At 65.0% G+C, this 20,594-nt stretch carries 19 protein-coding genes; 12 read left to right on the top strand and 7 right to left on the bottom strand.

What is annotated here, in order from left to right; genetic code table 11:
- Positions 1–175: 175 nt before the first annotated feature.
- Together ASF04_RS24535 and ASF04_RS24530 are read right to left on the bottom strand one after the other, a co-directional pair.
- Entirely contained in the window at positions 176–1,258 is a 1,083-nt protein-coding gene (locus ASF04_RS24535; RefSeq protein WP_056147687.1) for a DNA topoisomerase IB, read from the bottom strand.
- A 188-nt stretch (positions 1,259–1,446) separates the two neighbouring features.
- Complete coding sequence (locus ASF04_RS24530; RefSeq protein WP_056147684.1) at positions 1,447–1,674, bottom strand: hypothetical protein; 228 nt, start codon at positions 1,672–1,674, stop codon at positions 1,447–1,449.
- A gap of 120 nt (positions 1,675–1,794) precedes the next feature.
- Here ASF04_RS24530 and ASF04_RS24525 point away from each other — a divergent pair, with 120 nt between their 5' ends.
- The 7 genes from ASF04_RS24525 (at position 1,795) to urtE (ending at position 10,426) form a co-directional block, all read left to right on the top strand.
- On the top strand, positions 1,795–3,540 hold the full coding sequence (locus ASF04_RS24525; RefSeq protein WP_056147681.1) for a S41 family peptidase: 1,746 nt from the start codon (positions 1,795–1,797) through the stop codon (positions 3,538–3,540).
- A 151-nt stretch (positions 3,541–3,691) separates the two neighbouring features.
- On the top strand, positions 3,692–4,795 hold the full coding sequence (locus tag ASF04_RS24520; RefSeq protein WP_229205190.1) for a porin: 1,104 nt from the start codon (positions 3,692–3,694) through the stop codon (positions 4,793–4,795).
- Between the two features lie 66 nt (positions 4,796–4,861).
- The gene (urtA, locus tag ASF04_RS24515; protein WP_056148002.1) at positions 4,862–6,100 is read left to right on the top strand and encodes an urea ABC transporter substrate-binding protein; all 1,239 of its coding nucleotides are present in this window, start codon (positions 4,862–4,864) and stop codon (positions 6,098–6,100) included.
- A 111-nt stretch (positions 6,101–6,211) separates the two neighbouring features.
- Entirely contained in the window at positions 6,212–7,804 is a 1,593-nt protein-coding gene (urtB, locus tag ASF04_RS24510) for an urea ABC transporter permease subunit UrtB (protein WP_056147675.1), read from the top strand.
- A complete protein-coding gene (urtC, locus tag ASF04_RS24505; RefSeq protein WP_056147672.1) occupies positions 7,801–8,883 on the top strand; it encodes an urea ABC transporter permease subunit UrtC in 1,083 nt (360 codons plus the stop codon). The genes urtB and urtC overlap by 4 nt, the downstream gene beginning before the upstream one ends.
- On the top strand, positions 8,880–9,716 hold the full coding sequence (gene urtD / locus ASF04_RS24500) for an urea ABC transporter ATP-binding protein UrtD (protein WP_056147669.1): 837 nt from the start codon (positions 8,880–8,882) through the stop codon (positions 9,714–9,716). The genes urtC and urtD overlap by 4 nt, the downstream gene beginning before the upstream one ends.
- Positions 9,717–9,727: 11 nt before the next feature.
- Positions 9,728–10,426, top strand: coding sequence for an urea ABC transporter ATP-binding subunit UrtE (urtE, locus tag ASF04_RS24495; RefSeq protein ID WP_056147664.1), 699 nt, complete (start codon positions 9,728–9,730; stop codon positions 10,424–10,426).
- Positions 10,427–10,428: 2 nt separating this feature from the next.
- Here the strand turns inward: urtE and ASF04_RS24490 are convergent, their stop codons facing one another.
- Entirely contained in the window at positions 10,429–11,322 is an 894-nt protein-coding gene (locus ASF04_RS24490) for a c-type cytochrome (RefSeq protein ID WP_056147661.1), read from the bottom strand.
- 125 nt (positions 11,323–11,447) lie between these two features.
- On the opposite strand from ASF04_RS24490, the gene ASF04_RS24485 reads away from it, so the two are divergent.
- From ASF04_RS24485 to ASF04_RS24470, 4 genes are read left to right on the top strand one after another with little or no spacing between them, the layout of a single operon-like run.
- Complete coding sequence (locus ASF04_RS24485; RefSeq protein ID WP_056147657.1) at positions 11,448–11,813, top strand: cytochrome c family protein; 366 nt, start codon at positions 11,448–11,450, stop codon at positions 11,811–11,813.
- Positions 11,810–12,769 carry a cytochrome c oxidase subunit II gene (coxB, locus tag ASF04_RS24480; protein WP_056147654.1) on the top strand — a complete coding sequence of 320 codons (960 nt, stop codon included), beginning with the start codon at positions 11,810–11,812 and terminating at the stop codon, positions 12,767–12,769. The genes ASF04_RS24485 and coxB overlap by 4 nt, the downstream gene beginning before the upstream one ends.
- Positions 12,766–15,291, top strand: coding sequence for a cbb3-type cytochrome c oxidase subunit I (locus ASF04_RS24475; protein ID WP_056147649.1), 2,526 nt, complete (start codon positions 12,766–12,768; stop codon positions 15,289–15,291). The genes coxB and ASF04_RS24475 overlap by 4 nt, the downstream gene beginning before the upstream one ends.
- 20 nt (positions 15,292–15,311) lie before the next feature.
- Entirely contained in the window at positions 15,312–15,632 is a 321-nt protein-coding gene (locus ASF04_RS24470) for a hypothetical protein (protein ID WP_156368759.1), read from the top strand.
- 4 nt (positions 15,633–15,636) lie between these two features.
- Here ASF04_RS24470 and ASF04_RS24465 read toward each other — a convergent pair whose 3' ends face one another.
- Entirely contained in the window at positions 15,637–16,437 is an 801-nt protein-coding gene (locus ASF04_RS24465; RefSeq protein ID WP_229205189.1) for an ABC transporter substrate-binding protein, read from the bottom strand.
- A 90-nt stretch (positions 16,438–16,527) separates the two neighbouring features.
- Here ASF04_RS24465 and ASF04_RS24460 point away from each other — a divergent pair, with 90 nt between their 5' ends.
- Complete coding sequence (locus tag ASF04_RS24460; protein ID WP_056147640.1) at positions 16,528–17,397, top strand: cupin-like domain-containing protein; 870 nt, start codon at positions 16,528–16,530, stop codon at positions 17,395–17,397.
- 7 nt (positions 17,398–17,404) lie between these two features.
- Here ASF04_RS24460 and ASF04_RS24455 read toward each other — a convergent pair whose 3' ends face one another.
- From ASF04_RS24455 to ASF04_RS24445, 3 genes are all read right to left on the bottom strand, one after another.
- Positions 17,405–18,274, bottom strand: coding sequence for a PHB depolymerase family esterase (locus ASF04_RS24455; protein WP_056147637.1), 870 nt, complete (start codon positions 18,272–18,274; stop codon positions 17,405–17,407).
- Between the two features lie 78 nt (positions 18,275–18,352).
- Positions 18,353–19,603 (bottom strand): HAMP domain-containing sensor histidine kinase, encoded by a 1,251-nt coding sequence (locus tag ASF04_RS24450; protein ID WP_056147635.1) that lies wholly within the window; start codon positions 19,601–19,603, stop codon positions 18,353–18,355.
- Positions 19,596–20,297, bottom strand: a complete 702-nt coding sequence (locus ASF04_RS24445) for a response regulator transcription factor (protein ID WP_056147631.1) — start codon at positions 20,295–20,297, stop codon at positions 19,596–19,598. The genes ASF04_RS24450 and ASF04_RS24445 overlap by 8 nt, the downstream gene beginning before the upstream one ends.
- Between the last annotated feature and the right edge of the window lie 297 nt (positions 20,298–20,594).

Below are 20,594 nucleotides of genomic sequence, written 5' to 3'. Positions count from 1 at the left end.
AGCCGATTCTACCCCGAACGCGGGCCGCCCGAACGCGGGCCGCCCGATCGCGGGCCGTCTGGTCTCGGGCCGCCGGCTCGCGGGCTGCGCTATTCGCGGATGGCCGGTTCGTGTGCCACCCGTTCGCGGGCTATGCGATCCGCGCGCAGCCTGACGCAATCACGCATCAGACGCGCTACGGCTGCAAACGCCGCTGCAACAGCGCCAGCACGGCCGCTTCTTCGGGCCGCAGCGCGTGCACGTCGTCCTGCAACTGCTGCTGCGCGCGTTTGCGCAGCGCGGTTTTCATGGCGCCGCTCAGGTAGGTTTCAATCACGGCCGGGTGCACATAGCACTTGCGGCAGATGGTCGGCGTATTGCCGAGTTTTTTCGCCACCGATTCGATCGCGGCCACCACGTTCTTCTTGGCCTGCACCTCGGAGTCGAATTTTTCGTACTCGAGCAGGGCCACTGCCGCCAGCACGGTGCCGGACCAGGTGCGGAAATCCTTGGCGGTGTAATCCTCGCCGGCGATGCCTTGCAGGTACTCGTTCACATCGGCCGAGCCGACCGTGTGCGCATTGCCGTCGTCATCGACGTACTGGAACAGGTCCTGCCCCGGCAGGTCGAGCGTGCGGCGGATGATGTTGGCCAGGCGCCGGTCCTGTACCTGCACCGCGTGATTGACGCCGCTCTTGCCACGGAAGCGGAATTCCACTTTGCTGCCGTCGAGCCGCACGTGGCGTTCGCGCAGCGTGGTCAGGCCGAACGACTTGTTTTCGCGCGCGTATTCCTCGTTCCCGATCCGCATCATGGTCGCCTCCAGCAAATAGACGATGGTGGCCAGGACTTTTTCACGCGGCAGGCCGGGCAGCTTGAGCGATTCATCGACGGCGCGGCGGATCTTCGGCAGCGCCTTGCCGAAGCTGAGCATGCGCTCGTACTTCGATTCGTCGCGCACCGAGCGCCACTTGGGGTGGTAGCGGTACTGCTTGCGTCCGCGCGCGTCGCGTCCCGTCGCCTGCAGGTGACCGTTGGCGTGCTTGCAGATCCAGACGTCCTGGTAGGCGGGAGGAATCACCAGCGACTTGATGCGCGCAAGCGTGTCTTCGTCCTTGACGGCGGCGCCGTCGGCATCGACGTAGTGAAAATTTTTGCCGCGCTGCTTGCGGGTGATGCCGGGCTGGTCGTCGTGCACGTAGCGCAGGCCGGCCGATTTGGCGGCAGCCGGCGCATCGGCCACGCCGCCCGGTACTTCAGGTAAGTCGTCGCGCTTCATCGCTGTCCTTCGTTGAGCAGTATCTGGCGATGCTACTCCCGGCGCTGGCCACGCGTTGTGCGCGAACGCACCGACCTCGATCGAGATTTGTAGCGCCTGACCAAGCCTTCAGAGCGAGGCGCAGCGACGAAGACAGTACGGTTGTACGGCGAGGCGCTGCAACGAAGCTCTGGAGGCTTGGCCAGGTGCTACTCGAGACTCTTTAAACGCTGACCGACGATACCCCACTTGCGCGGCTCGCCATCGACGGTGCCCACCAGCGCCCAGCCGGTACCGATCTTTTCCACGTCGATCGCGCATTCGAGCTCCCTGGCCAGCTTTTCGGCCCAGCCGCGCGCGGCACCCTGGCCCTTGAACAGTTCATTGCCTTCGTAGATCACGGTGGCATCGAAAACAGAGGCGGCAAATACGGTCATGGCGGTTCCTTCAAAGTGAAGGCGGTATTCTGACACGCCGCGACCGCAGCTGCCACCTCCTTGATTGCGGCGGCTATGCTTTTATGGCAACATCCGCCACCTTCTTACCGGACCCTCTCCATGCAGCGTACTGTTATTGCCATCGCCCTGGCTGTTGCCACCTCGCTCGGCCACGCCGCCGCCCTCCCGCCAACCGATGCCAACGCCAGCAGCAGTCTCCAGTACGCCAAAGCGTTGCGGGCAGAGGCGGAACCGCTGTCCGGTCCCGAGGCGCAGCCGGCGGATGTGCAGCGCGCGGTGGCGCTGTACCAGCAGGCGCTCGATTACCTGGCCACACCGGCGGCCAGGGAACAGGCGTTTGGTAACAAATCGCTGATCGCCGAACAGGTCAATCTCGAGTATTCGCAGGCGCTGGCCCATGCAAAGCTGGGTAACAAGCAGGCAGCGCTGGCGGCGCTGGAACGACTGGCCAACCTGACGTGGAAGCCTGCCATCGAGCGCGCACTGGCGCACGAAGGGTTGGCAGCGCTGCGCGACGAGCCGCGTTTCCAGGCGCTGCAGGCGACCATGACGCTGCCCGAACGGCTCTACAATGCAGCGGCCATCGCCACGCCCTGGAAGCCGGTGCTCAGCACCGAAGAAAAGGTGGCCGGCCTGTCGCTGTTCTGGGCCGAGGTCCGGCGCAATTTCGTCTATTTCGACCACGTACCGCAGCTGCAGTGGGACCAGGTGTACATGGACTACCTGGCCAAGGTGATCGCCGCCCCCACCACCGAGGATTATTATCGCGTGATGATGACGCTGGCGCCGGTGCTGCACGATGCCCATACCAGCATCATCGCGCCGCAACAGCTGGCGCAGGTGTTTTATGCAACGGCGCCGGTCAGCACGGCGCTGATCGAGGACAAGGTCATCGTGCTGCACGTGGGCGAAGCCGACCTGGCGGCGCGCATCCGGCGCGGCGACGAAGTCGTGTCCATCGACGGCGTGCTGGTGCGCGAGTACGGGCGCGAGCGCATCGCACCCCTGGTCAGCGCTAACACCCAGCGCGACCGCGACGCTCGCACGTTCAACGACCAGCTATTCGCCGGCGAAGCCACGCGGCCGGTGGTGGTCGGGCTGCGTGCGCCGGATGGCGCCGAGCGGACCGAAACGGTGGCCCGCTCCGGGCCCGGCAGCGCCCCGCCTGCCGCTGGTTTCACGCTGCTGGACGGCGGCATCGCCTATATCGCGCTCGACCAGTTCGGCGACGACAGCGCGGTCAAGGCGTTCGAGGCGGCGCTGCCGCAGATCCTGACGGCCAAAGGACTGGTCATCGATGTGCGCCGCAATGGCGGCGGCGATGGCAGCTACGGCTTGCAGGTACTCGCGCACCTCACCCGCGCGCCGATCAGGTTCATGGACAGCATGACCCGCATGGACAACGTCTTCGCGCGCGTACAGGGCAGCCCGGTCATCGACTGGAGCCGCAGCGGCTACGAGTACAAGCATGCGCAAAAACAGGTGTTCGACGGTCCCGTGGCGGTGCTCACCAGCGCGCGCACGCTGTCTGCCGCCGAGGATTTCACCGCCATGTTCAGGATCATGAAACGCGGCATCGTCGTGGGCGAAACCACCGGCGGCAGCACCGGCCAGCCGCTGGGCTTCTACCTGCCCGGCGGCGGCTGGGCGCGCATCTGCATCAAGCGCGACGTCTATGCCGACGGCTCCACGTTCGTCGGCCAGGGCATTGCGCCCGATGTCGTGGCGCCGCAGACGGTTGCCGACTTGCGCGCTGGGCGCGACCTGGCGCTGGAGCGCGCTGCCGCCGCACTGCGCCACCCGGAGGCGCGCGGCAGGGAGGTTGCATCACCACCACTACGTTAATTGACGTATTCCCCGACCGGACCCCGCTGGCTAATCTTGCAACATGTCAAAGGCGCAAACCCTTAGACCAACGCAGTTCAAGATCAGCCAAAACAAGGGGAATGGAATGGGTCGTGTAACGAAGAACAGCCGCAGCAGCGGTAGAAGTTTGTTGGCAGCAGCCACGCTGGTGGCCGGCGCCTGCGCCGTGGGCCAGGCCCACGCCGGCGCCACCATCAAGATCGACGACGAAAAATCGGTCTCCGTGGGCTTCGGCCTGCGCGAAAGCTATACCAGTGCCGAGGATGGCGCGCCGGGCGGCGGCAAGCGCTCCAGCGATTTCAACCTGGACAGCGGCCGCCTGTACTTCGGCGCCACGCTCAACAAGAACATCAAGGGCATGTTCAACACCGAGTGGGACGGCGACAAGATCCGGGTGCTCGATGCCGCCGGCCAGTTCGCCATTTCACCGGAATTCAATATCTGGGCCGGCCGCCTGCTGTCGCCGTCCGACCGCGCCAACATGGCCGGCCCGTACTACTCGCTGGGCGGCGGCTACTGGGCCGGCGTGGCCTCGCGCTACGGCTACAACGGCGGCATTTTCCGTGGCCGCGACGACGGTGTGGTCGTGTGGGGCAATGTGGCCGACGGCAAGCTCGGTTACTCGTTCGGCGCCTTCGAGGGCCACACCCTCGGCATCGGCACGCTCACCCAGTCGCAGGCCAATGCGGCCGGTGTGAAAGCCGACGACGCGCTGATGTACGCCGGCCGTCTGCAATACGATTTCTGGGACGCGGAACCGGGCTATTACGGCACCGGCAACTACCTGGGCAATGCGGACATCCTGTCGATCGGCGTGGCCGGCCGCTACCAGAAAGACGGCATCCTGACCGTGGCGCGCACCGGCAAATACAGCTCGTACAACGTCGACTTCCTGATGGAGAAACGCTTCAAGGGCTCGGGCGCGGTCGCCATCGAAGCCGCGTACTACGACTACGACACCGACAACATCGTGCTGGCGGAGCAGGGCAAGGCTTATTCAGCCGGCGCCTCGTACATCTTCGAACAGAAGGCCGGCTGGGGCAAGCTGCAACCGTTCGCCCGCTACCAGAAGTTCAGCGCCGACACCAATATCGATACCAAGCAGGTCGATGCGGGCGTTAACTACATCATCGACGGCTACAACGCGCAAGTGAGCGCCGTGTACTCGAAGACCAGGATCACCCGCGCCGGCGACACCGACAAGTTTGCCGTCACCCTGCAACTCCAATACTAATTCCACCATCTCCGGAGCCCGACCATGAAAAACCCAATTCGTAATCGCCGCGACTTCATCGGCACCATGACCCGCATCGCCGCCGCGACCTCGCTGGTCGCCGCCGGCAGCCTGCTGCCAGGCCTGGCCCAGGCCGCGGACACCATCAAGATCGGCATCCTGCACTCGCTGTCCGGCACCATGGCCATCTCGGAAACGTCGCTCAAGGACGTGGCCCTGATGACCATCGACGAAATCAACGCCAAGGGCGGCGTGATGGGCAAGAAGCTCGAAGCCGTCGTCGTCGATCCGGCCTCCAACTGGCCGCTGTTTGCCGAAAAGGCGCGCGGCCTGATCGCCCAGGACAAGGTCGCTGCCGTCTTCGGCTGCTGGACGTCGGTGTCGCGCAAGTCGGTGCTGCCGGTGTTCAAGGAGCTCAACAGCCTGCTGTTCTACCCGGTGCAGTACGAGGGCGAGGAACTGGAAAAGAACGTGTTCTACACCGGCGCCGCGCCGAACCAGCAGGCGATTCCCGCCGTGGCCTACCTGATGGGCAAAGAGGGCGGCAGCGCCAAGCGCTTCGTGTTGCTGGGCACCGACTACGTCTATCCGCGCACGACCAATAAAATCCTGCGCGCCTACCTGAAATCCAAGCGCGTGAAGGACAGCGACATCGACGAGGTGTACACCCCGTTCGGCCACTCCGACTATCAAACCATTGTCGCCAACATCAAGAAGTTCTCGGCCGGCGGCAAGACTGCGGTGATCTCCACCATTAACGGCGACTCCAACGTGCCGTTCTACAAGGAGCTGGGCAACGCCGGCATCAAGGCGACCGACGTGCCGGTGGTGGCGTTCTCGGTGGGCGAGGAAGAACTGCGCGGCGTCGATACCAAGCCGCTGGTCGGCCACCTGGCGGCCTGGAACTACTTCGAGTCGATCAAGAACCCGGTCAACGCGGACTTCATCAAGAAGTGGAAAGCGTACGCCGTCGCCAAGAAGCTGCCGAACGCAAAAACCGTGGTCACCAACGACCCGATGGAAGCGACCTACGTGGGCATCCACATGTGGGCCCAGGCCGTAGAAAAAGCCAAATCGACCGACACCGACAAGGTGATCGCCGCGATGGCCGGCCAGACCTTCAAGGCGCCGTCGGGCATGACCCTGACCATGGACCCGACCAACCACCACCTGCACAAGCCGGTATTCATCGGCGAGATTCGCGGTGACGGCCAGTTCAACGTGGTCTGGAAAACCCCGGGCCCGGTGCGCGCGCAGCCGTGGAGCCCTTACATCAAGGGTAACGAGGCCAAGCAAAAACTGTAAAGACTGATTGCGCCGCAAGGCGACCCCGAGCACCGGGGGGCGGACCCCGCAAGGGGCCGCCCCCATGCCCATCGCAGTGCGGGTTTCAGCAAGCACCACCGGGACTACCACATGAAAAAACTCTTATTAATGGCCTGCCTGTGCTGCACAGCGCTCGCCCACGCAGCCATCCCCCAGCCATTGCTGGCCCCCCTGGCCGGCGACGACTTCGATCCCAAGCTCGAGGCCATTGCAAAAATCGGCGCCCTGGCCAACGACGACGCCACCCGCCTGCTTACCGCGTTGAATAACGACGCGCTCTACAAAACCCCGGACGGCCGCCTGCTGATCGTCACCGACGACCAGGCCTACGACCCGGTCACAGACAAAACCGGCCCCATGCCCGAAGGCCTGGACGGCGTGATGCTCAATAACCGCCTGCGCGGCGCCGTCGAAGAGGCGCTGTCGGCGCTTAAACTGTTCTCGAAGGACCGCGCCGAACGCGCAGCCGCCGTGGGCGAGCTGCAAAAAAGCGTGACTTTCGCCCAGGCGCCGCTGATCGACAAGGCGCTGGCCGCCGAACAGGACCCCCAGATTCGCGAACAGCTGCAACTGGTCGCCGCCACCGCCAACCTGCAGTCGCCGGACGCAGCGCGCCGCAAGGCGGCGGTGGAAGCGCTGGCCGGCAGCAGCAACGCCAGCCTGCGCCCGGCCCTGCAAGCGATGCAGGACAAGCATGACGACGGCACCCCGGTGGAGCCCGACGAAGCCGTGCGCGTGGCCGCCGCCAAAACCCTGGCAGCGATCGACAGCCGGCTGGCCCGCACCGAGTTCCTCGGCAATGTCTTTTACGGCATTTCGCTGGGCAGCGTGCTGCTGCTGGCCGCCCTCGGCCTGGCCATCACTTTCGGCCTGATGGGCATCATCAACATGGCGCACGGCGAGTTGCTGATGATCGGCGCCTACACCACCTATATGTGCCAGGTGGCGTTCCGCCACTACTTCCCGTCCGCAGTGGATGCCTATTTATTTGCCGCGTTGCCGGCCGCCTTCCTGGTGACGGCAGCCGTGGGCGTGGCGATGGAGCGCACCGTGATCCGCTGGCTGTATGGCCGTCCGCTGGAAACCCTGCTGGCTACCTGGGGCATCAGCCTGATCCTGATGCAGACCGTGCGCACCATCTTCGGCGCGCAGAACGTGGAAGTGGCCAATCCCGCCTGGATGACGGGCGGCGTGACGGTGCTGGGCAACCTGGTGCTGGCCTATAACCGCATCGTCATCATCGTGTTTTCGCTGGTGGTCGTCGCCGGCGTGTGGCTGATCCTGAACAAGACGCGTCTCGGCCTGTTCGTGCGCGCAGTCATGCAAAACCGCCGCATGGCCGGCTGCGTGGGCGTTTCCACCGCCAAAATTGACATGATGACCTTCGGCCTCGGCTCCGGCATCGCCGGCCTGGGCGGCGTGGCGCTGTCGCAGCTCGGTAACGTGGGACCCGACCTGGGACAGGCGTACATCGTCGATTCGTTCATGGTCGTGGTGCTGGGCGGCGTGGGCCAGCTGGCCGGTACCATCATCGCCGCCTTCGGCCTCGGTGAAGCCAATAAATTCCTCGAACCGTTTGCCGGCGCCGTGCTGGCCAAGATCGGCATCCTGGTCTTCATCATCGTCTTTATCCAGAAACGCCCGCAAGGCCTGTTTGCCCTGAAAGGCAGGAGCGTAGAATGACATCCCCATCTCTTTTTTCCAGGCAGGCGTGGACCGGCATCGTCGTGTGCTGCGTGGTGCTGGCGGCGCTGCCATTATTAAACCTCTTGTTTGCCGACGGCCACCCGCTGCACGTACCGAGCTACATGGTGAGCCTGATCGGCAAATTCATGTGCTACGCGCTGGCCGCACTGGCGCTGGACATGGTGTGGGGTTATGCCGGCATCCTGTCGCTGGGCCACGGCGTGTTCTTCGCGCTGGGCGCCTATGCCCACGGCATGTACCTGATGCGCGCCATCGGCCGCGAAGGCAGCTACGCCAGCGACCTGCCGGACTTCATGGTCTTCCTCGACTGGAAAACCTACCCGTGGTTCTGGGCCGGTACCGACAGCTTCTGGTACTGCCTGGCGCTGGTGGTGCTGGTGCCCGGCGTGCTGGCCTTCGTGTTCGGCTACTTCGCCTTCCGCTCGCGCATCAAGGGCGTGTACTTCTCCATCATCACGCAGGCCATGACCTACGCGTTCATGCTGCTGTTCTTCCGCAATAACACCGGTTTCGGCGGCAACAACGGTTTTACGGACTTCAAGCGCATCCTCGGTTACTCGATCAGTGCGCCCGGTACCAAGGCGACGCTGTATCTGGTGACGCTGGCAGCGCTGCTGGCTGCCTTGCTGCTGTGCCGCGCCATCGTCAAGTCGCGCCTGGGCCGGGTGCTGCAGGGCGTGCGCGATTCGGAATCGCGCCTGATGTTCATCGGTTACAACCCGCTGTGGTTCAAGCTGTTCGTGTGGACCTTGTCGGCGGTGCTGTGCGGGATTGCCGGCGCGCTGTACGTGCCGCAGGTGGGCATCATCAACCCGTCCGAAATGTCGCCGGCCAATTCGATCGAAATGGTGATCTGGGCCGCCGTCGGTGGCCGTGGCACGCTGCTCGGACCCATCGTCGGCGCGTTCTCGGTCAACGGCCTGAAAAGCTGGTTCACCGGCGCCTTCCCGGACCTGTGGCTGTTCGCGCTGGGCCTGATCTTCATCCTGGTGACCATCTACCTGCCGCAAGGACTGGCGGGTCTGACCGCGCGCTGGCGCAAGGAGCAAGCATGATTGCCAACGCACACAACAACGGCCCGGACGTGATCGGCGCGCAGGGCCCGTCGTACGGCCGCGTGGCCGGCACCGGCGTGGACACCAGTCACGGCGCCATCCTGTATCTGGAAGAGATCACGGTGATGTTCGACGGCTTCCGCGCCCTGAATAAACTGTCGCTCGATATCTCGGTGGGGGAACTGCGCTGCATTATCGGCCCCAATGGCGCCGGCAAGACCACGATGATGGACGTCATTACCGGCAAGACCCGGCCCACGACCGGCACTGCATTTTTCGGCCAGACCATGGATTTATCCAAGATGGCCGAACACCAGATCGCCCATGCCGGCATCGGCCGCAAGTTCCAGCGGCCCACGGTGTTCGAGCATCACACCGTGTTCGAAAACCTGGAACTGGCGATGAAGGCCGACAAGCGCGTGCGGCCCACGCTGTTCGCCCGCTTGAGCTCGGAGCAGAAGGGCAAGATCGACGAGATCCTGCGCCTGATCCGCCTGAACGGCAGCGAAACGCGCATGGCCGGCCTGCTGTCGCATGGCCAGAAGCAGTGGCTCGAAATCGGCATGCTCTTGATGCAGGAGCCGCAGCTGATTTTGCTTGACGAACCGGTGGCCGGCATGTCCGACGCCGAAACCGCGCGCACGGCCGAACTGCTGAACGAATTGCGCGGCAAGCACTCGATCATGGTGGTCGAACACGATATGGGTTTCGTCACCGAGATCGCTCAGCAGGGCGTGGTGACGGTGCTGCACGAAGGCTCGGTACTGGCGCAGGGCACGATGGCGCAAGTGCAGTCCGATGAACGTGTGATCGAAGTCTATCTCGGACGCTGAAGGGAACCAACATGCTGCAAGTGGAAAATATCAACCAGTACTACGGCGCCGCGCACACGCTGCGCGGCGTGTCGCTCGAACTGGAACGGGGCAAGTGCATGGCGCTGCTGGGCCGTAACGGCGTGGGCAAGACCACGCTATTGAAATGCCTGATGGGCGTGCTGCCCGCATCGAGCGGCACGGTCAGGCTGGAAGGGCGCGACATCACCCGCATGGCGCCGCACCAGCGCGCGCGGGCCGGCATCGCCTATGTGCCACAGGGGCGCGAAATTTTCGCGCGGCTGACGGTGGAAGAAAACCTGCTGATGGGCCTTGCCACCCACAGCGGCAAAAAAGCCAGCACCATCAAGGGCGAGGTGTATGAGTTGTTCCCGGTATTGAAATCGATGCTGCACCGGCGCGGCGGCGATTTGTCGGGCGGCCAGCAGCAGCAACTGGCGATTGCGCGCGCCTTGCTGGCCGAACCCAAGCTGATCATTTTGGATGAACCGACCGAGGGCATCCAGCCATCGATCATCAAGGACATCGGCAACGTGATACGACTGCTGCGCGAGCGCGGCGACATGGCAATCCTGCTGTGCGAGCAGTACTTCGACTTCGCCCACGAGCTGGCCGACCAGTTCATGGTGCTCTCGCGCGGCGAGGTGGTGGCGTCCGGCGTGCAGGCGCAGATGGGCGACCCGCAGGTCAAGCGCCACCTGGCCGTGTAGAGTTACTGCGCCAGCAGATAGGCCGCCATGTCGCGCGCGTCCGATTCGGTCACGCCCATGGCCGGCATGGCGCTGTGCGGATTGGTGGCTTGCGGATCGCGGATGAAGCGCGCCAGGTTGGCTGCATCGTTCGGTAAATCGTCGGCAATGAACTTGCGCGATTTCAGATCGGACAACGCCGGACCGACCGAGGTGTCGGAACCGGTCACGCCCGGCACCATGTGACAGGCGTGGCACGCGTACTGGGTAAGCGCCAGGCGGCCGCGCTCCACGTCGGCCTGGGCGAACGACTGCCGTGGCGCGCGCGGTTGCGGCCCTGACTGCGCGGTGATGTCCGCGTAGTCCTGCGGCGTCATCGAGGGCAGGGCGACCAGGAAGCCCACCACCGCCCAGATATCTTCTTCCGCCAGGTGGTACTGCCAGGCCGGCATGCCGCTCATCTTGATGCCGTGGCGCGTGATCCAGTACAGCTCATTCGGGCGCCAGCGGCGCGCCGCGTCCGACAACGGCCCGGGAACGGGCTGCATGCTCTTGCCGATATCGCCCTGCGCCACGCCCGGCGCACCGTGGCACACCACGCAATTATCGCGATACAGGCCGGCGCCGCGCACCACTTGGGGCTTGGCGCGGTACGCGGCAGATGGTGCGCCGGGCGGCGTGTCCGCCTCCTGCGTGATCGCTGGCGGCACTTCAACGTTGCGCGCATGGAACCGCACCGACTGCAGCAGGCCGCGTTCGAGCACGTGATGCACCTGCGGAAAATGCGACTTGGTGGCGCCGATATTGTAAAAACCGCCATACAGCACCGTCAAACCGACGATCCCGCCCACAACGCCAACTGCCGCCAACGTGGCGACAACAGTGGTGATAACGAGGCGGCGGCGGGTGTTGATCATCGATTTTTCCAGGTGGGAGGAGCGGCAAACGGCTTGCAAACGCCCGTTCTGTTGCCATTATGAAATTAATATGTTTCTTGTATTATATCTATTCAAATGACTAACACCGGATTGCTATCGTGCGCATGCCTGTTTATTCCCTGCCGCTGTTGTGCGCCGCCTTGCTGGCCGGCTGCGACAACGGTGACAAAGCGCCGCTCGCACCGGCCAGCGGTGACCCAGCGCGCGGCAAGCTGCTGCTGGCGCAATACCACTGTGGCTCGTGCCACGCGATTCCCGAGGTGCCGGCCGCGCGCGGCGTGATCGGTCCCGCGCTTGACGGCTACGGGCGCCGCAGCTATATCGCGGGCCACGTGCCCAACGCGCCCGAGGCGCTGGCGCGCTGGATCGTCGATCCGGCCGCCATGAAACCCGGCACCACCATGCCGGCCATGGGCGTCTCGCCCGACGATGCGCGCCACATGGCCGCCTACCTGACGGAGCTGCGATGAGCAATATCGCGCAACAGTCGGTGCTGCACCCGGCCGGACCCGATGCCGCCATCATCACGCAGCTGAGCTGGATCCTGTTCATCGGCGGTACCGTGCTGTTTGTCGGCGTGATGGTGCTGTGCGCCCTGAGCCTGCGGCGCGGGGAGAAAATCCGCCCGATGTACTGGTTGCTCGGGGGCGGCGTACTGCTGCCGCTGGTGCTGTTGTCGGCGCTGCTGGTATTCGGCACCTGGCGCACGGTGCAGCTGAGCCAGCCGTCGTCGCAGCACGCGGTCAAGATCGCCGTCATCGGCCATATGTGGTGGTGGGAGATCCGCTACAGCCACCCCGACGGGCGCGAGGACATCGTGCTGGCCAACGAGATCCGCCTGCCGGTGGGCCAGCCCGTGTACCTGGGCCTCTCCAGCGCGGATGTGATCCACAGCTTCTGGGCGCCGTCGCTGGCCGGCAAGGTCGACATGATACCCGGCCGGGTGCACGGCATGACCTTGCAGGCCGACCGCGCCGGCGTGTATCGCGCCCAGTGCGCCGAGTACTGCGGCGAGCAGCACGCGCGCATGGCGCTGCACATCGTGGCGCAGCCGCCCGAAGAGTTCCAGGCGTGGCTGGCAGCACAGGCGCGACCGGCATCGACAGCCGCCAGCGCCGAAGTTGAACGCGGCCGCCGCGCCTTTGTCGAGCAAAGATGCAGCGCCTGCCACACGGTGCGCGGTGTCGATGACCCGGCAGCGGCCGCACCCACGGTGCAGGCGGCGCAGATCAATGCGCCCGACCTTACACACTTCGGCAGCCGCCTGTACCTGGGCGCCGGCGCCCGGCCGAACAACCGCGCCAACCTGGCCGCCTGGATCGCCAATCCGCACGTGGCCAAGCCCGGCGTGCGCATGCCTGCCAGTACCGACATGGACCCCGCCACACTCACCGCGCTGGCCGCTTACCTGGAAAGTTTGAAATGACCGCAGCAAGCGATACCATGAACGAGCTACCCAGCTCCCTGCCACGACCGCCGGACGAGGTGGAAAAGCTCGAACGCGTCTGGCGCACGCCGCGCGGCCTGGCGTTTCTCACCACCGTCAACAACACCAATATCGGCCTGCTGTACATCGGCACGGCGCTGCTGTTCTTCGTGCTGGCCGGCATCCTGGGCCTGATGATCCGCGCCCAGCTGGCCGTGCCCGACGCCGGCCTGCTTACGCCTGCCACCTACAACCAGGTGTTCACCATGCACGGCACGGTGATGATGTTCCTGTTCGCCATACCCGTGGTGGAGGCGATTGCCGTGTACCTGCTGCCCGGCATGCTGGGTGCACGCGACCTGCCGTTCCCGCGCCTGTCCGCTTACGCCTTCTGGGCCTATGCCGTGGGCGGCCTCGGATTTTTCACCAGCCTGTTCGTTGGCCTGGCGCCCGATGGCGGCTGGTTCATGTACCCGCCGCTCACCAGCAAGGAGTATTCGCCGGGCCTCAACGCCGACTTCTGGCTGCTGGGGATCGGCTTTATCGAAATCTCCGCGATTGCCGGCGCCATCGAACTGATCGTCGGCATCCTGTTTACCCGCGCGCCGGGCATGACGCTCGCGCGCATGCCGGTGTATGCCTGGGCCATGCTGGTGGTGGGCGTGATGATCGTGTTTGCCTTCCCGGCGGTCATCGCCGGCACCACCTTGCTGGAAATGGAGCGCGCGTTCGACTGGCCGTTCTTCATTCCCGCGCGCGGCGGCGATCCGGTGCTGTGGCAGCACCTGTTCTGGTTCTTCGGCCACCCCGAGGTGTACATCATCTTCCTGCCGGCGGCCGGCATGGTCTCGACCATGATCCCGGCGCTGGCCGGCACGCCGCTGGTCGGCCACCGGTCGATTGTCGCCGCGCTGGTGATCGTGGGCTTCTTCAGCTTTGCCTTGTGGGCGCACCATATGTTCACGGCTGGCCTGGGCGTGCTGGAAACCAGCCTGGTGTCTGCGGCCAGCATGGCCGTGGCGATACCGACCGGGGTGCAGGTGTTCGCGTGGCTGGCCACCATGTGGCGCGGCCAGATGCGCATGGTCGCGCCCACGCTGTTCCTGCTCGGCTTCATGTTCATCTTCGTGCTCGGTGGCCTGACAGGTGTGATGGTGGCGCTGCTGCCATTCGACTGGCAGGCGCACGACACCTATTTCATTGTCGCCCACCTGCACTATGTGCTGATCGGCGGGCTGGTGTTCCCGATGTTCGCGGCCATGTACTACTGGATGCCGCTCATTAACGGCAACAAGCTGTCAGAAAAAGTCGGGCGCTGGGTGTTCGGCATGATGTTCGTGGGGATGAATCTCGCTTTCTTCCCGATGCATGTCGCCGGTCTGCTCGGCATGCCGCGCCGCGTGTACACGTACGGCACCGAGATGGGGTGGGATGGCTACAACCTGGCGTCGTCGATCGGCGCGCTGATCCTGGCGCTCGGTGTACTGCTGTTCATCGTCGATGCCGTGCGCACGCTGCGTCTGCCCAAGGGCGATGCCGGCAATCCGTGGAACGCCGCCACCCTGGAGTGGATACCGAACGAAGACTATGCCACCCGCAGCATCCCGGATGTGCGCTCGCACGAGCCGCTGTGGGACCGTCCCGAGCTGATGACCGAAGTGCCGGCGGGCCGGCACTGGCTGCCCGGCACCGTCACCGGCCGGCGCGAGACCATCATCACCAGCCCGATCAGCGCCCGCCCGCTGTACCTGCAAGTGCTGCCCACCGACAGCTGGTGGCCGCTGATCGCTGCCGTGGGCACGGCCGGCTTCTTCCTGCTGCTCACCATCCAGTGGACCCTGGTCTCGGCCACGTGCGGCGTGGTGGCCGTGGCGGCGATGGTGATCTGGATGTGGCAGTCGGACCGCCTGCCGATGCAGCGCACCGCCAAGGTGAGCGACACGGTGACGCTGCCGGTGGGCGCCAGCGGGCCGGCGTCGCATTCGTGGTGGGGCACGATGATCATGCTGGTGGTCGATGGCACCATCTTCGCGTCGTTCCTGTTCGCCCACATCCACACCACCATGCGGCTCGACGTGTGCCCGCCGCCGGGCAGCCGCGTGCCGGACGCAATCTGGCCGCTGCTCTCGTGCAGCCTTTTGATCGTTGGTTCGGCGCTGATCGAGTGGACCCGCCGCAGCGACGGCAAATCGGGCATGCACCGGCTGCTCGTGCTGGTGGCGCTGGCCTGCGCGCTTGGCGCCTTTGCCGGCGACTTGCGCAGCCAGTTCCTGGCGGGGCTGGACCCCACCGCCAACGCCTGGGCGGCGACGATTGCCGCCATGCTGTCGTACCAGGGCCTGCACGCGGTGGTGCTCACCATCCTGGCGGTGTACCTCGTCGCACGGTCGTGGACCGGCCGGCTGTCCGCCGTCAACCGCGCCACGCTCGATAACTGTGCGCTGGTTTGGCACTACGCTACGCTGCAGGGCGTGATCATCGCGGTGGTGCTGCAAGTGCTGCCCAAGCTGATGGAGCCATGATGCGCGCCCAGGACCGTTTGTTGACCCGTACTTTGACCGCCGTGCTGCCGCTGGTGATCTGGGGCGTGCATTTTTTCTTTTGCTACGCGTATGCGGCAGTGGCCTGCCAGCGCGGCGGCGACCCGGCGTGGGTGCTGGGCGCGGTGTCGGTGCTGGCGGTGGGGGCGGCAGCGCTGTTGTTCGCCCGGTCGCTGCGCCGTGTTGGCCGGCAGGGCGATGCCGCACCGGCGCTGCACGACTGGGCCACGCTGGTGACGGCCGCGCTGTCGCTGGTGGCCATCGTGTGGACGTGCGTGCCGATGCTGATGGTCGAGATGTGTTCGGGACCCGCGTCGTTCTGAAATGCTACTTGAGGTAGCCGCGCACGATGCGATCGAGTTCGCCGCTGCGTTTTAGGTCGTCGATGGCGGTATCGAACTGGCGCACGAAGTCGGCCTTGAACGGGAAGCGCCCCTGGTCGCGGTTGGTGTAGCCGAGATAGCCGTTCTTCACGGCGATCACTGCTGATTCCATCACCTCGGCCTGGCCGGAGCGGTTGTTGATGCGGCCTTCGGCCTTGAGCTGGCGAATGGTCCACGCGATCGAATAGCGGTCGTTGATGTAGCAGTCGATCCGGCCCAGTTTCAGTTTGAGGATGTTGGTGGCGCTGTCGCGTGCTTCGGACACCCGCATGCGCCCATCGCGCACCGCCTGGTCGAACGCTTCGCCGCCGACGATGAAGCCGGAGTTGTTGCCGATGGTGAGGCCATAAAAATCTTCGGGCCAGCGCGTGCGGCCGCGTCCTGCCAGCAGATCCTTGCGGCAAAATGCCACCACGTGTTCTTCGTAGAGCGGGCGCGAATACGGCCAGGTCCACGGTTCGTCCTTGGTGTTCATGTACGGCGGATACAGCGCAAAGCCGGCGCCCGACTGCAGCAGCGCCATGCCGCGCTTCCACGGCACCGGCTTGATATCGACCTTGTAACCTTGCATGCGCGCCAGCGCGGCCGTCACGATCTCGTGATACAGGCCGGCGGCTTTGCCGTCCTTGTCGTAGGAATAAGGCGGGTAGCCGGCATCGGCATAAATGGTGACGGGGATGTCGGCCGCGCAGGCCACGCCGCCGGCCAGCAGCGCTGCCGCCAGGGAGAGTCGAAAAATACGCATGCCGCCGGTTTGCATCATGGATCGTTGAGAGCGTTACGAACAGGTATACTACCGCCTTTTGTTTCATTGCCCTCACAACCATTGCCCAGCATGTCCAGAGAATCACGCCTGCCGCCCCGAAAATTCATCGATACGCCCGAAGAGGCGCTGGCCAGAAAGCACGCGCGCGAGCTGAAGGACGCCCAGGTGCGCGGCGTGCCGTCGATTGATGAAATGCGCCACGCCATCCGCCGCGTGAGCCGCGACCTGCCCGCGATTACGCAAGTGCCGCGCTACGGCCATCTCGACGCAGCGGCCTTCCGTGCCCGCGCCGCGCAAGGGCTGCCATTCCTGATCACGGGCGTGGTGGACCGCTGGCCGCTGTGCCGCCTCACGCCCGGGCAGTTGCGTGAACAATATGGCGACGTGCCGGTGCGCGCCCGCGTGGGCGACTACATCGCCAACGCTTTTGCTGCCGACCGCCCGATGCGCGACATGACCATGCGCGAATACCTCGACATCTCGCTGGCCGGTGCTGATGATTTGCCGCCCTACGTGGGTAACCTCGAGCTGCGCGAATTGAACAGCATGTGCCACTGGCCCGGCTACTTCCAGAAAATGGGGCCGCCGCGTTTCTGGCTCGGCCCCGTGCGCACCATGACCCCGCTGCACTGCGACTACGACGACAACGTATTCGCACAAATCTGGGGCACCAAGCGCATCCACCTGGCGCCGCCGCACCATGACGAATTCCTGTACCCGAAGGAAGCGAACGCCATCCTGTTCGGCTCCCCGTTCGACCCCGAAGCGCCCGATTACGACCGCTATCCGCTGGCGCGCCAGGCCAACTGCGTCGAAGTGATCGTCGACCCGGGCGACATGCTGTTCGTTCCCGCCGGCTGGTACCACCAGGTGCGCGCGCTGACGTTCTCGCTGTCCTCCAACCGCTGGGCGCGCGGCGTCCCGCTGGCGCTCACCTGACGCGGCGTTATTTGCCGAGTTGATGTTCGCTGAAGAACCGCCAGATGGTGTCGTTGGCGTCGATGGTGCTGGTGGTTTTACCGATCGGCAGGCCGACGTTGAAGGGATCGGCGCCGGGCCAGGTGTGGCCGCCGTCGCGGATCGTGGCGAGCGCCACGCGCTGGTGGCCGTTGCCTTGTTCCTGCCAGGTGACGTCGGCGCCGATGTTGACCGGTTGGCCGTTGCCTGCGGCGATGCCGTTGCGCTCGAGCCAGTAGGTGTAGGTTGCTTCGGCTGACAGGTAGCCGGTCGGCTTGCCGGCGTAGGCCACCACCTGGTCGGCGGTGCCGTGCAGTTGCAGTACGCCGATTTTGCCTTTGCTGGTGTGATGGGCAATCACCGGTTCGGGCATCGGCGCACCGACCGAGGCGACCGCCGCGAACACCTGCGGCAGTTCGGCGGCGATGCGCAGGGCGAAGAAGCCGCCGCGTGACAGCCCGGTGGCGTACACGCGCCGGTCATCGACGCGGTAGTCCTGCCGGATTTTTGCCAGCAGCGCCTGCGTAAAGCCGATATCGTCGGTGCCGTCCAGGTACGACATGCCGAAGCCCACGTTCCAGTCCTGCTTGACGCCTGATGGATACACCACGATGAACTGGTGGCGGTCGGCGGCGCGGTTCATCTGCGTGTACAGCATCTGCTCGGCCATGGTCATGCCGCTGCCGTGGAAGTTGAACACGACCGGGTAGGCTTTTTGCGGCTGCTGATCGTACGACGGCGGGGTATAGACCAGGTAGCGGCGTTTGTCCTCCTTGTGTACCAGCGACTTGACCTGGGCCAGCGCGGCGACGGGCACGGTGGTGCAGACGATCAGGAACAGGCTGACGAGAATTTTCATGTGCGACTCCGGGTGTTGGATGGAGGTCGCAGCATGCAGGGCGGCTGGTGAAATGCCGGTGAAGTTTTCCGTATTTTTTTAAATCGTTGGCGTGATGGTCACGCGGTAGCCGTCTTCCACCGCGTCGAAAGCGATCTGCCACCGCATGGCTGCCGCGATGCGCCGCAGCAGGTGCTGGCCGTGGCGGAAGCCGTGCGTGGAGGCGGCTTGCTGCGGCGCCACCGTGTTGACAATGGCCAGCGCGCCGTCCGCGCACGCCAGTTGCAGGCGGCAGCCGGCGCCGCCGTGGAAGACGGCGTTGCGCAGGCAGTTGTCGAGCAGGAGGCTGCACAGGTGGCGGTTGCGAGACACCGGCAGACGTTCCCGCAGCGCCAGCACCAGGCCCGCTGCGTCCCAGCCCTCGTCCTCGATCAGACGCAGCAGCCGTTCTTCGATCAGGGCGCGCAGATCGAAGGTCTCGGCGGCGATGTGTTCTGCGCGCGCCAGCGCGAACAGCACGTCAACAGTAGCGCGCATTTCGGATACTCCTTCGCGTAACTGTTCCGCGTCGGCGCTGCCAATTGCAGCGCTGGCGCCAGCGCTAGCACCAGCACCAGCGCTGCGCGACAGCACGTTCTGCATCACGGTCAGCGGCGTGCGCAGCTCGTGCCCGACGTCGCGCGTAAAATCGGTTTCGCGTTGCAGCGCCGCGTGCAGGTCGCCGATGGTGGCGCCCAGCCTGTCGGCCAGGTAGCCGATTTCGTCGCGCCGGTCGCTGGCGCTGAACCGGACCGCCGTACCTGGCGCTGCTACCGATGCCGCGCGCACCTCTTGCGCCAGCACCTGCAACGGCGCCACCAGCCTGCGCGACAGCAGGTAGGCCAGCAGCAGCGCCAGCGCCAGCAGTCCCAGCGCCACGGCGGTGAGCAAGCCGCCCACTTCCTGGAACAGCTTGGCCACTACCAGCAGTGGGGCGACGTCGGCCACCAGGTACAGCCGTTGTCCCCCATCGGACGTCCGCAGATCCAGCGTGCGCAGGTGGTAGTGGGGACCGGTATCGGTGGCGATTTCGGCGCGCTTGAACCCGGCCATCACTGCGCCTTCCACCTCGGGCGGCAAGTCCGCCACGCGGCGATAGACGCGGATCAGCGTCAAACCGGGCGGCTTGATCTCGCCATGCTGGCGGAAGTGCACGGCGATGCCGTCGGCCTCGCGCGCCAGCAGGCGATCGACCAGCATGTCCTCGGTGACGTAGGAAATCACCAGCGCCAGTCCCGTGTAGCCCACGCAGATCAGCACCGTGAAGCCGGCCAGCGCGGCAAACAGGCCGTGGCGGATCGACCTAAACATGGTCGTCGTTTGCCAATGCCAGGCGGTAGCCAAGCTGCGGGATCGTGACGATCAGGTCCGGCGCACCGGCCAGGTCGAGCTGCTTGCGCAGCGCGTACAGGTGCGATTTCAAGGCGTCGCTGTCCGGCGGATCGTCGCCCCACAGGGCGTGGATCAGCGCCGAGCGGGCCACCGCATGAGGGTAAGCGTCGCATAACAGGGACAGTACGCGAAAGCCGGTTTGCGTAAGTGCCACCGGCGCGCCGTGGCACAGCACGCGCCGTTCGCGAAGGTGCAGCGTGAGCGGGCCCACCGTGGTTTGCTGGTCGCGGTGCAGGGCGTTGCGGCGGGCCAGCGCTTCGCAGCGCAGCGCCAGTTCGCGCAGGTCGAACGGTTTTGTAACGTAATCGTCGGCGCCGCCGTGGAAGCCGCGCGCCTTGTCCTCGAACGCGTCGCGCGCGGTAAGCATCAGCACCGGCACATTGCGCGCCGCCCGCGCCTTGATGGCGTGGCACACGTCCAGGCCGTCTATATCGGGCAGGTTGAGGTCGAGCAGGACCACGTCGTAGGCGTTACTGGTCGCCAGGTCGATGGCCAGTGCGCCGGTGGCGGCATGGTCGGCCTGCCACGCCAGCCCGTCGAGAAATTCCACGATCTGGCGGGCGATGGTCGGATGGTCTTCGACGACCAGGATGGACAGGGCAGGGTGGCGCATGGTGGCGTGGAAGTGACAGCGATGGCGCGATGATATCCTGACATCGCACGGCGTTGATAAATTTGCCGTTTTGATACTGAAAGCAATCTTTTTATCGCTACCAAAACGTTAAACCAGTCTCATGTTTGTGGTGCGGTATGTGCGCTGACTAACATTGCTAGCACGTTTCGAGCCGGAAAGCTATTGGACAATCGCACTTTTTCTTGCTATAATTGATGCATATTTACAACAGCTGTAACAGGTAGCATCTTCCGCTACACACTGCATTTCACCTCAAGCGTGAAACGCAACCATGGG

The organism is Duganella sp. Leaf61 (assembly GCF_001421905.1).
In the GTDB taxonomy this organism is placed as follows: Bacteria; Pseudomonadota; Gammaproteobacteria; order Burkholderiales; family Burkholderiaceae_D; genus Rugamonas; species Rugamonas zoogloeoides.
Note: the sequence above shows the minus strand (reverse complement) of the source record. Positions and strands in the feature narration are given on the sequence as shown.

What these genes read in the sequence shown, in the direction of transcription:
- ASF04_RS24535 (WP_056147687.1), bottom strand. Translation starts at nt 1,258, where the DNA reads ATGAAGCGCGACGACTTACCTGAAGTACCGGGCGGCGTGGCCGATGCG.
- ASF04_RS24530 (WP_056147684.1), bottom strand. Translation starts at nt 1,674, where the DNA reads ATGACCGTATTTGCCGCCTCTGTTTTCGATGCCACCGTGATCTACGAA.
- ASF04_RS24525 (WP_056147681.1), top strand. Translation starts at nt 1,795, where the DNA reads ATGCAGCGTACTGTTATTGCCATCGCCCTGGCTGTTGCCACCTCGCTC.
- urtA (WP_056148002.1), top strand. Translation starts at nt 4,862, where the DNA reads ATGACCCGCATCGCCGCCGCGACCTCGCTGGTCGCCGCCGGCAGCCTG.
- urtB (WP_056147675.1), top strand. Translation starts at nt 6,212, where the DNA reads ATGAAAAAACTCTTATTAATGGCCTGCCTGTGCTGCACAGCGCTCGCC.
- urtC (WP_056147672.1), top strand. Translation starts at nt 7,801, where the DNA reads ATGACATCCCCATCTCTTTTTTCCAGGCAGGCGTGGACCGGCATCGTC.
- urtD (WP_056147669.1), top strand. Translation starts at nt 8,880, where the DNA reads ATGATTGCCAACGCACACAACAACGGCCCGGACGTGATCGGCGCGCAG.
- urtE (WP_056147664.1), top strand. Translation starts at nt 9,728, where the DNA reads ATGCTGCAAGTGGAAAATATCAACCAGTACTACGGCGCCGCGCACACG.
- ASF04_RS24490 (WP_056147661.1), bottom strand. Translation starts at nt 11,322, where the DNA reads ATGATCAACACCCGCCGCCGCCTCGTTATCACCACTGTTGTCGCCACG.
- ASF04_RS24485 (WP_056147657.1), top strand. Translation starts at nt 11,448, where the DNA reads ATGCCTGTTTATTCCCTGCCGCTGTTGTGCGCCGCCTTGCTGGCCGGC.
- coxB (WP_056147654.1), top strand. Translation starts at nt 11,810, where the DNA reads ATGAGCAATATCGCGCAACAGTCGGTGCTGCACCCGGCCGGACCCGAT.
- ASF04_RS24475 (WP_056147649.1), top strand. Translation starts at nt 12,766, where the DNA reads ATGACCGCAGCAAGCGATACCATGAACGAGCTACCCAGCTCCCTGCCA.
- ASF04_RS24465 (WP_229205189.1), bottom strand. Translation starts at nt 16,437, where the DNA reads ATGCGTATTTTTCGACTCTCCCTGGCGGCAGCGCTGCTGGCCGGCGGC.
- ASF04_RS24460 (WP_056147640.1), top strand. Translation starts at nt 16,528, where the DNA reads ATGTCCAGAGAATCACGCCTGCCGCCCCGAAAATTCATCGATACGCCC.
- ASF04_RS24455 (WP_056147637.1), bottom strand. Translation starts at nt 18,274, where the DNA reads ATGAAAATTCTCGTCAGCCTGTTCCTGATCGTCTGCACCACCGTGCCC.
- ASF04_RS24450 (WP_056147635.1), bottom strand. Translation starts at nt 19,603, where the DNA reads ATGTTTAGGTCGATCCGCCACGGCCTGTTTGCCGCGCTGGCCGGCTTC.
- ASF04_RS24445 (WP_056147631.1), bottom strand. Translation starts at nt 20,297, where the DNA reads ATGCGCCACCCTGCCCTGTCCATCCTGGTCGTCGAAGACCATCCGACC.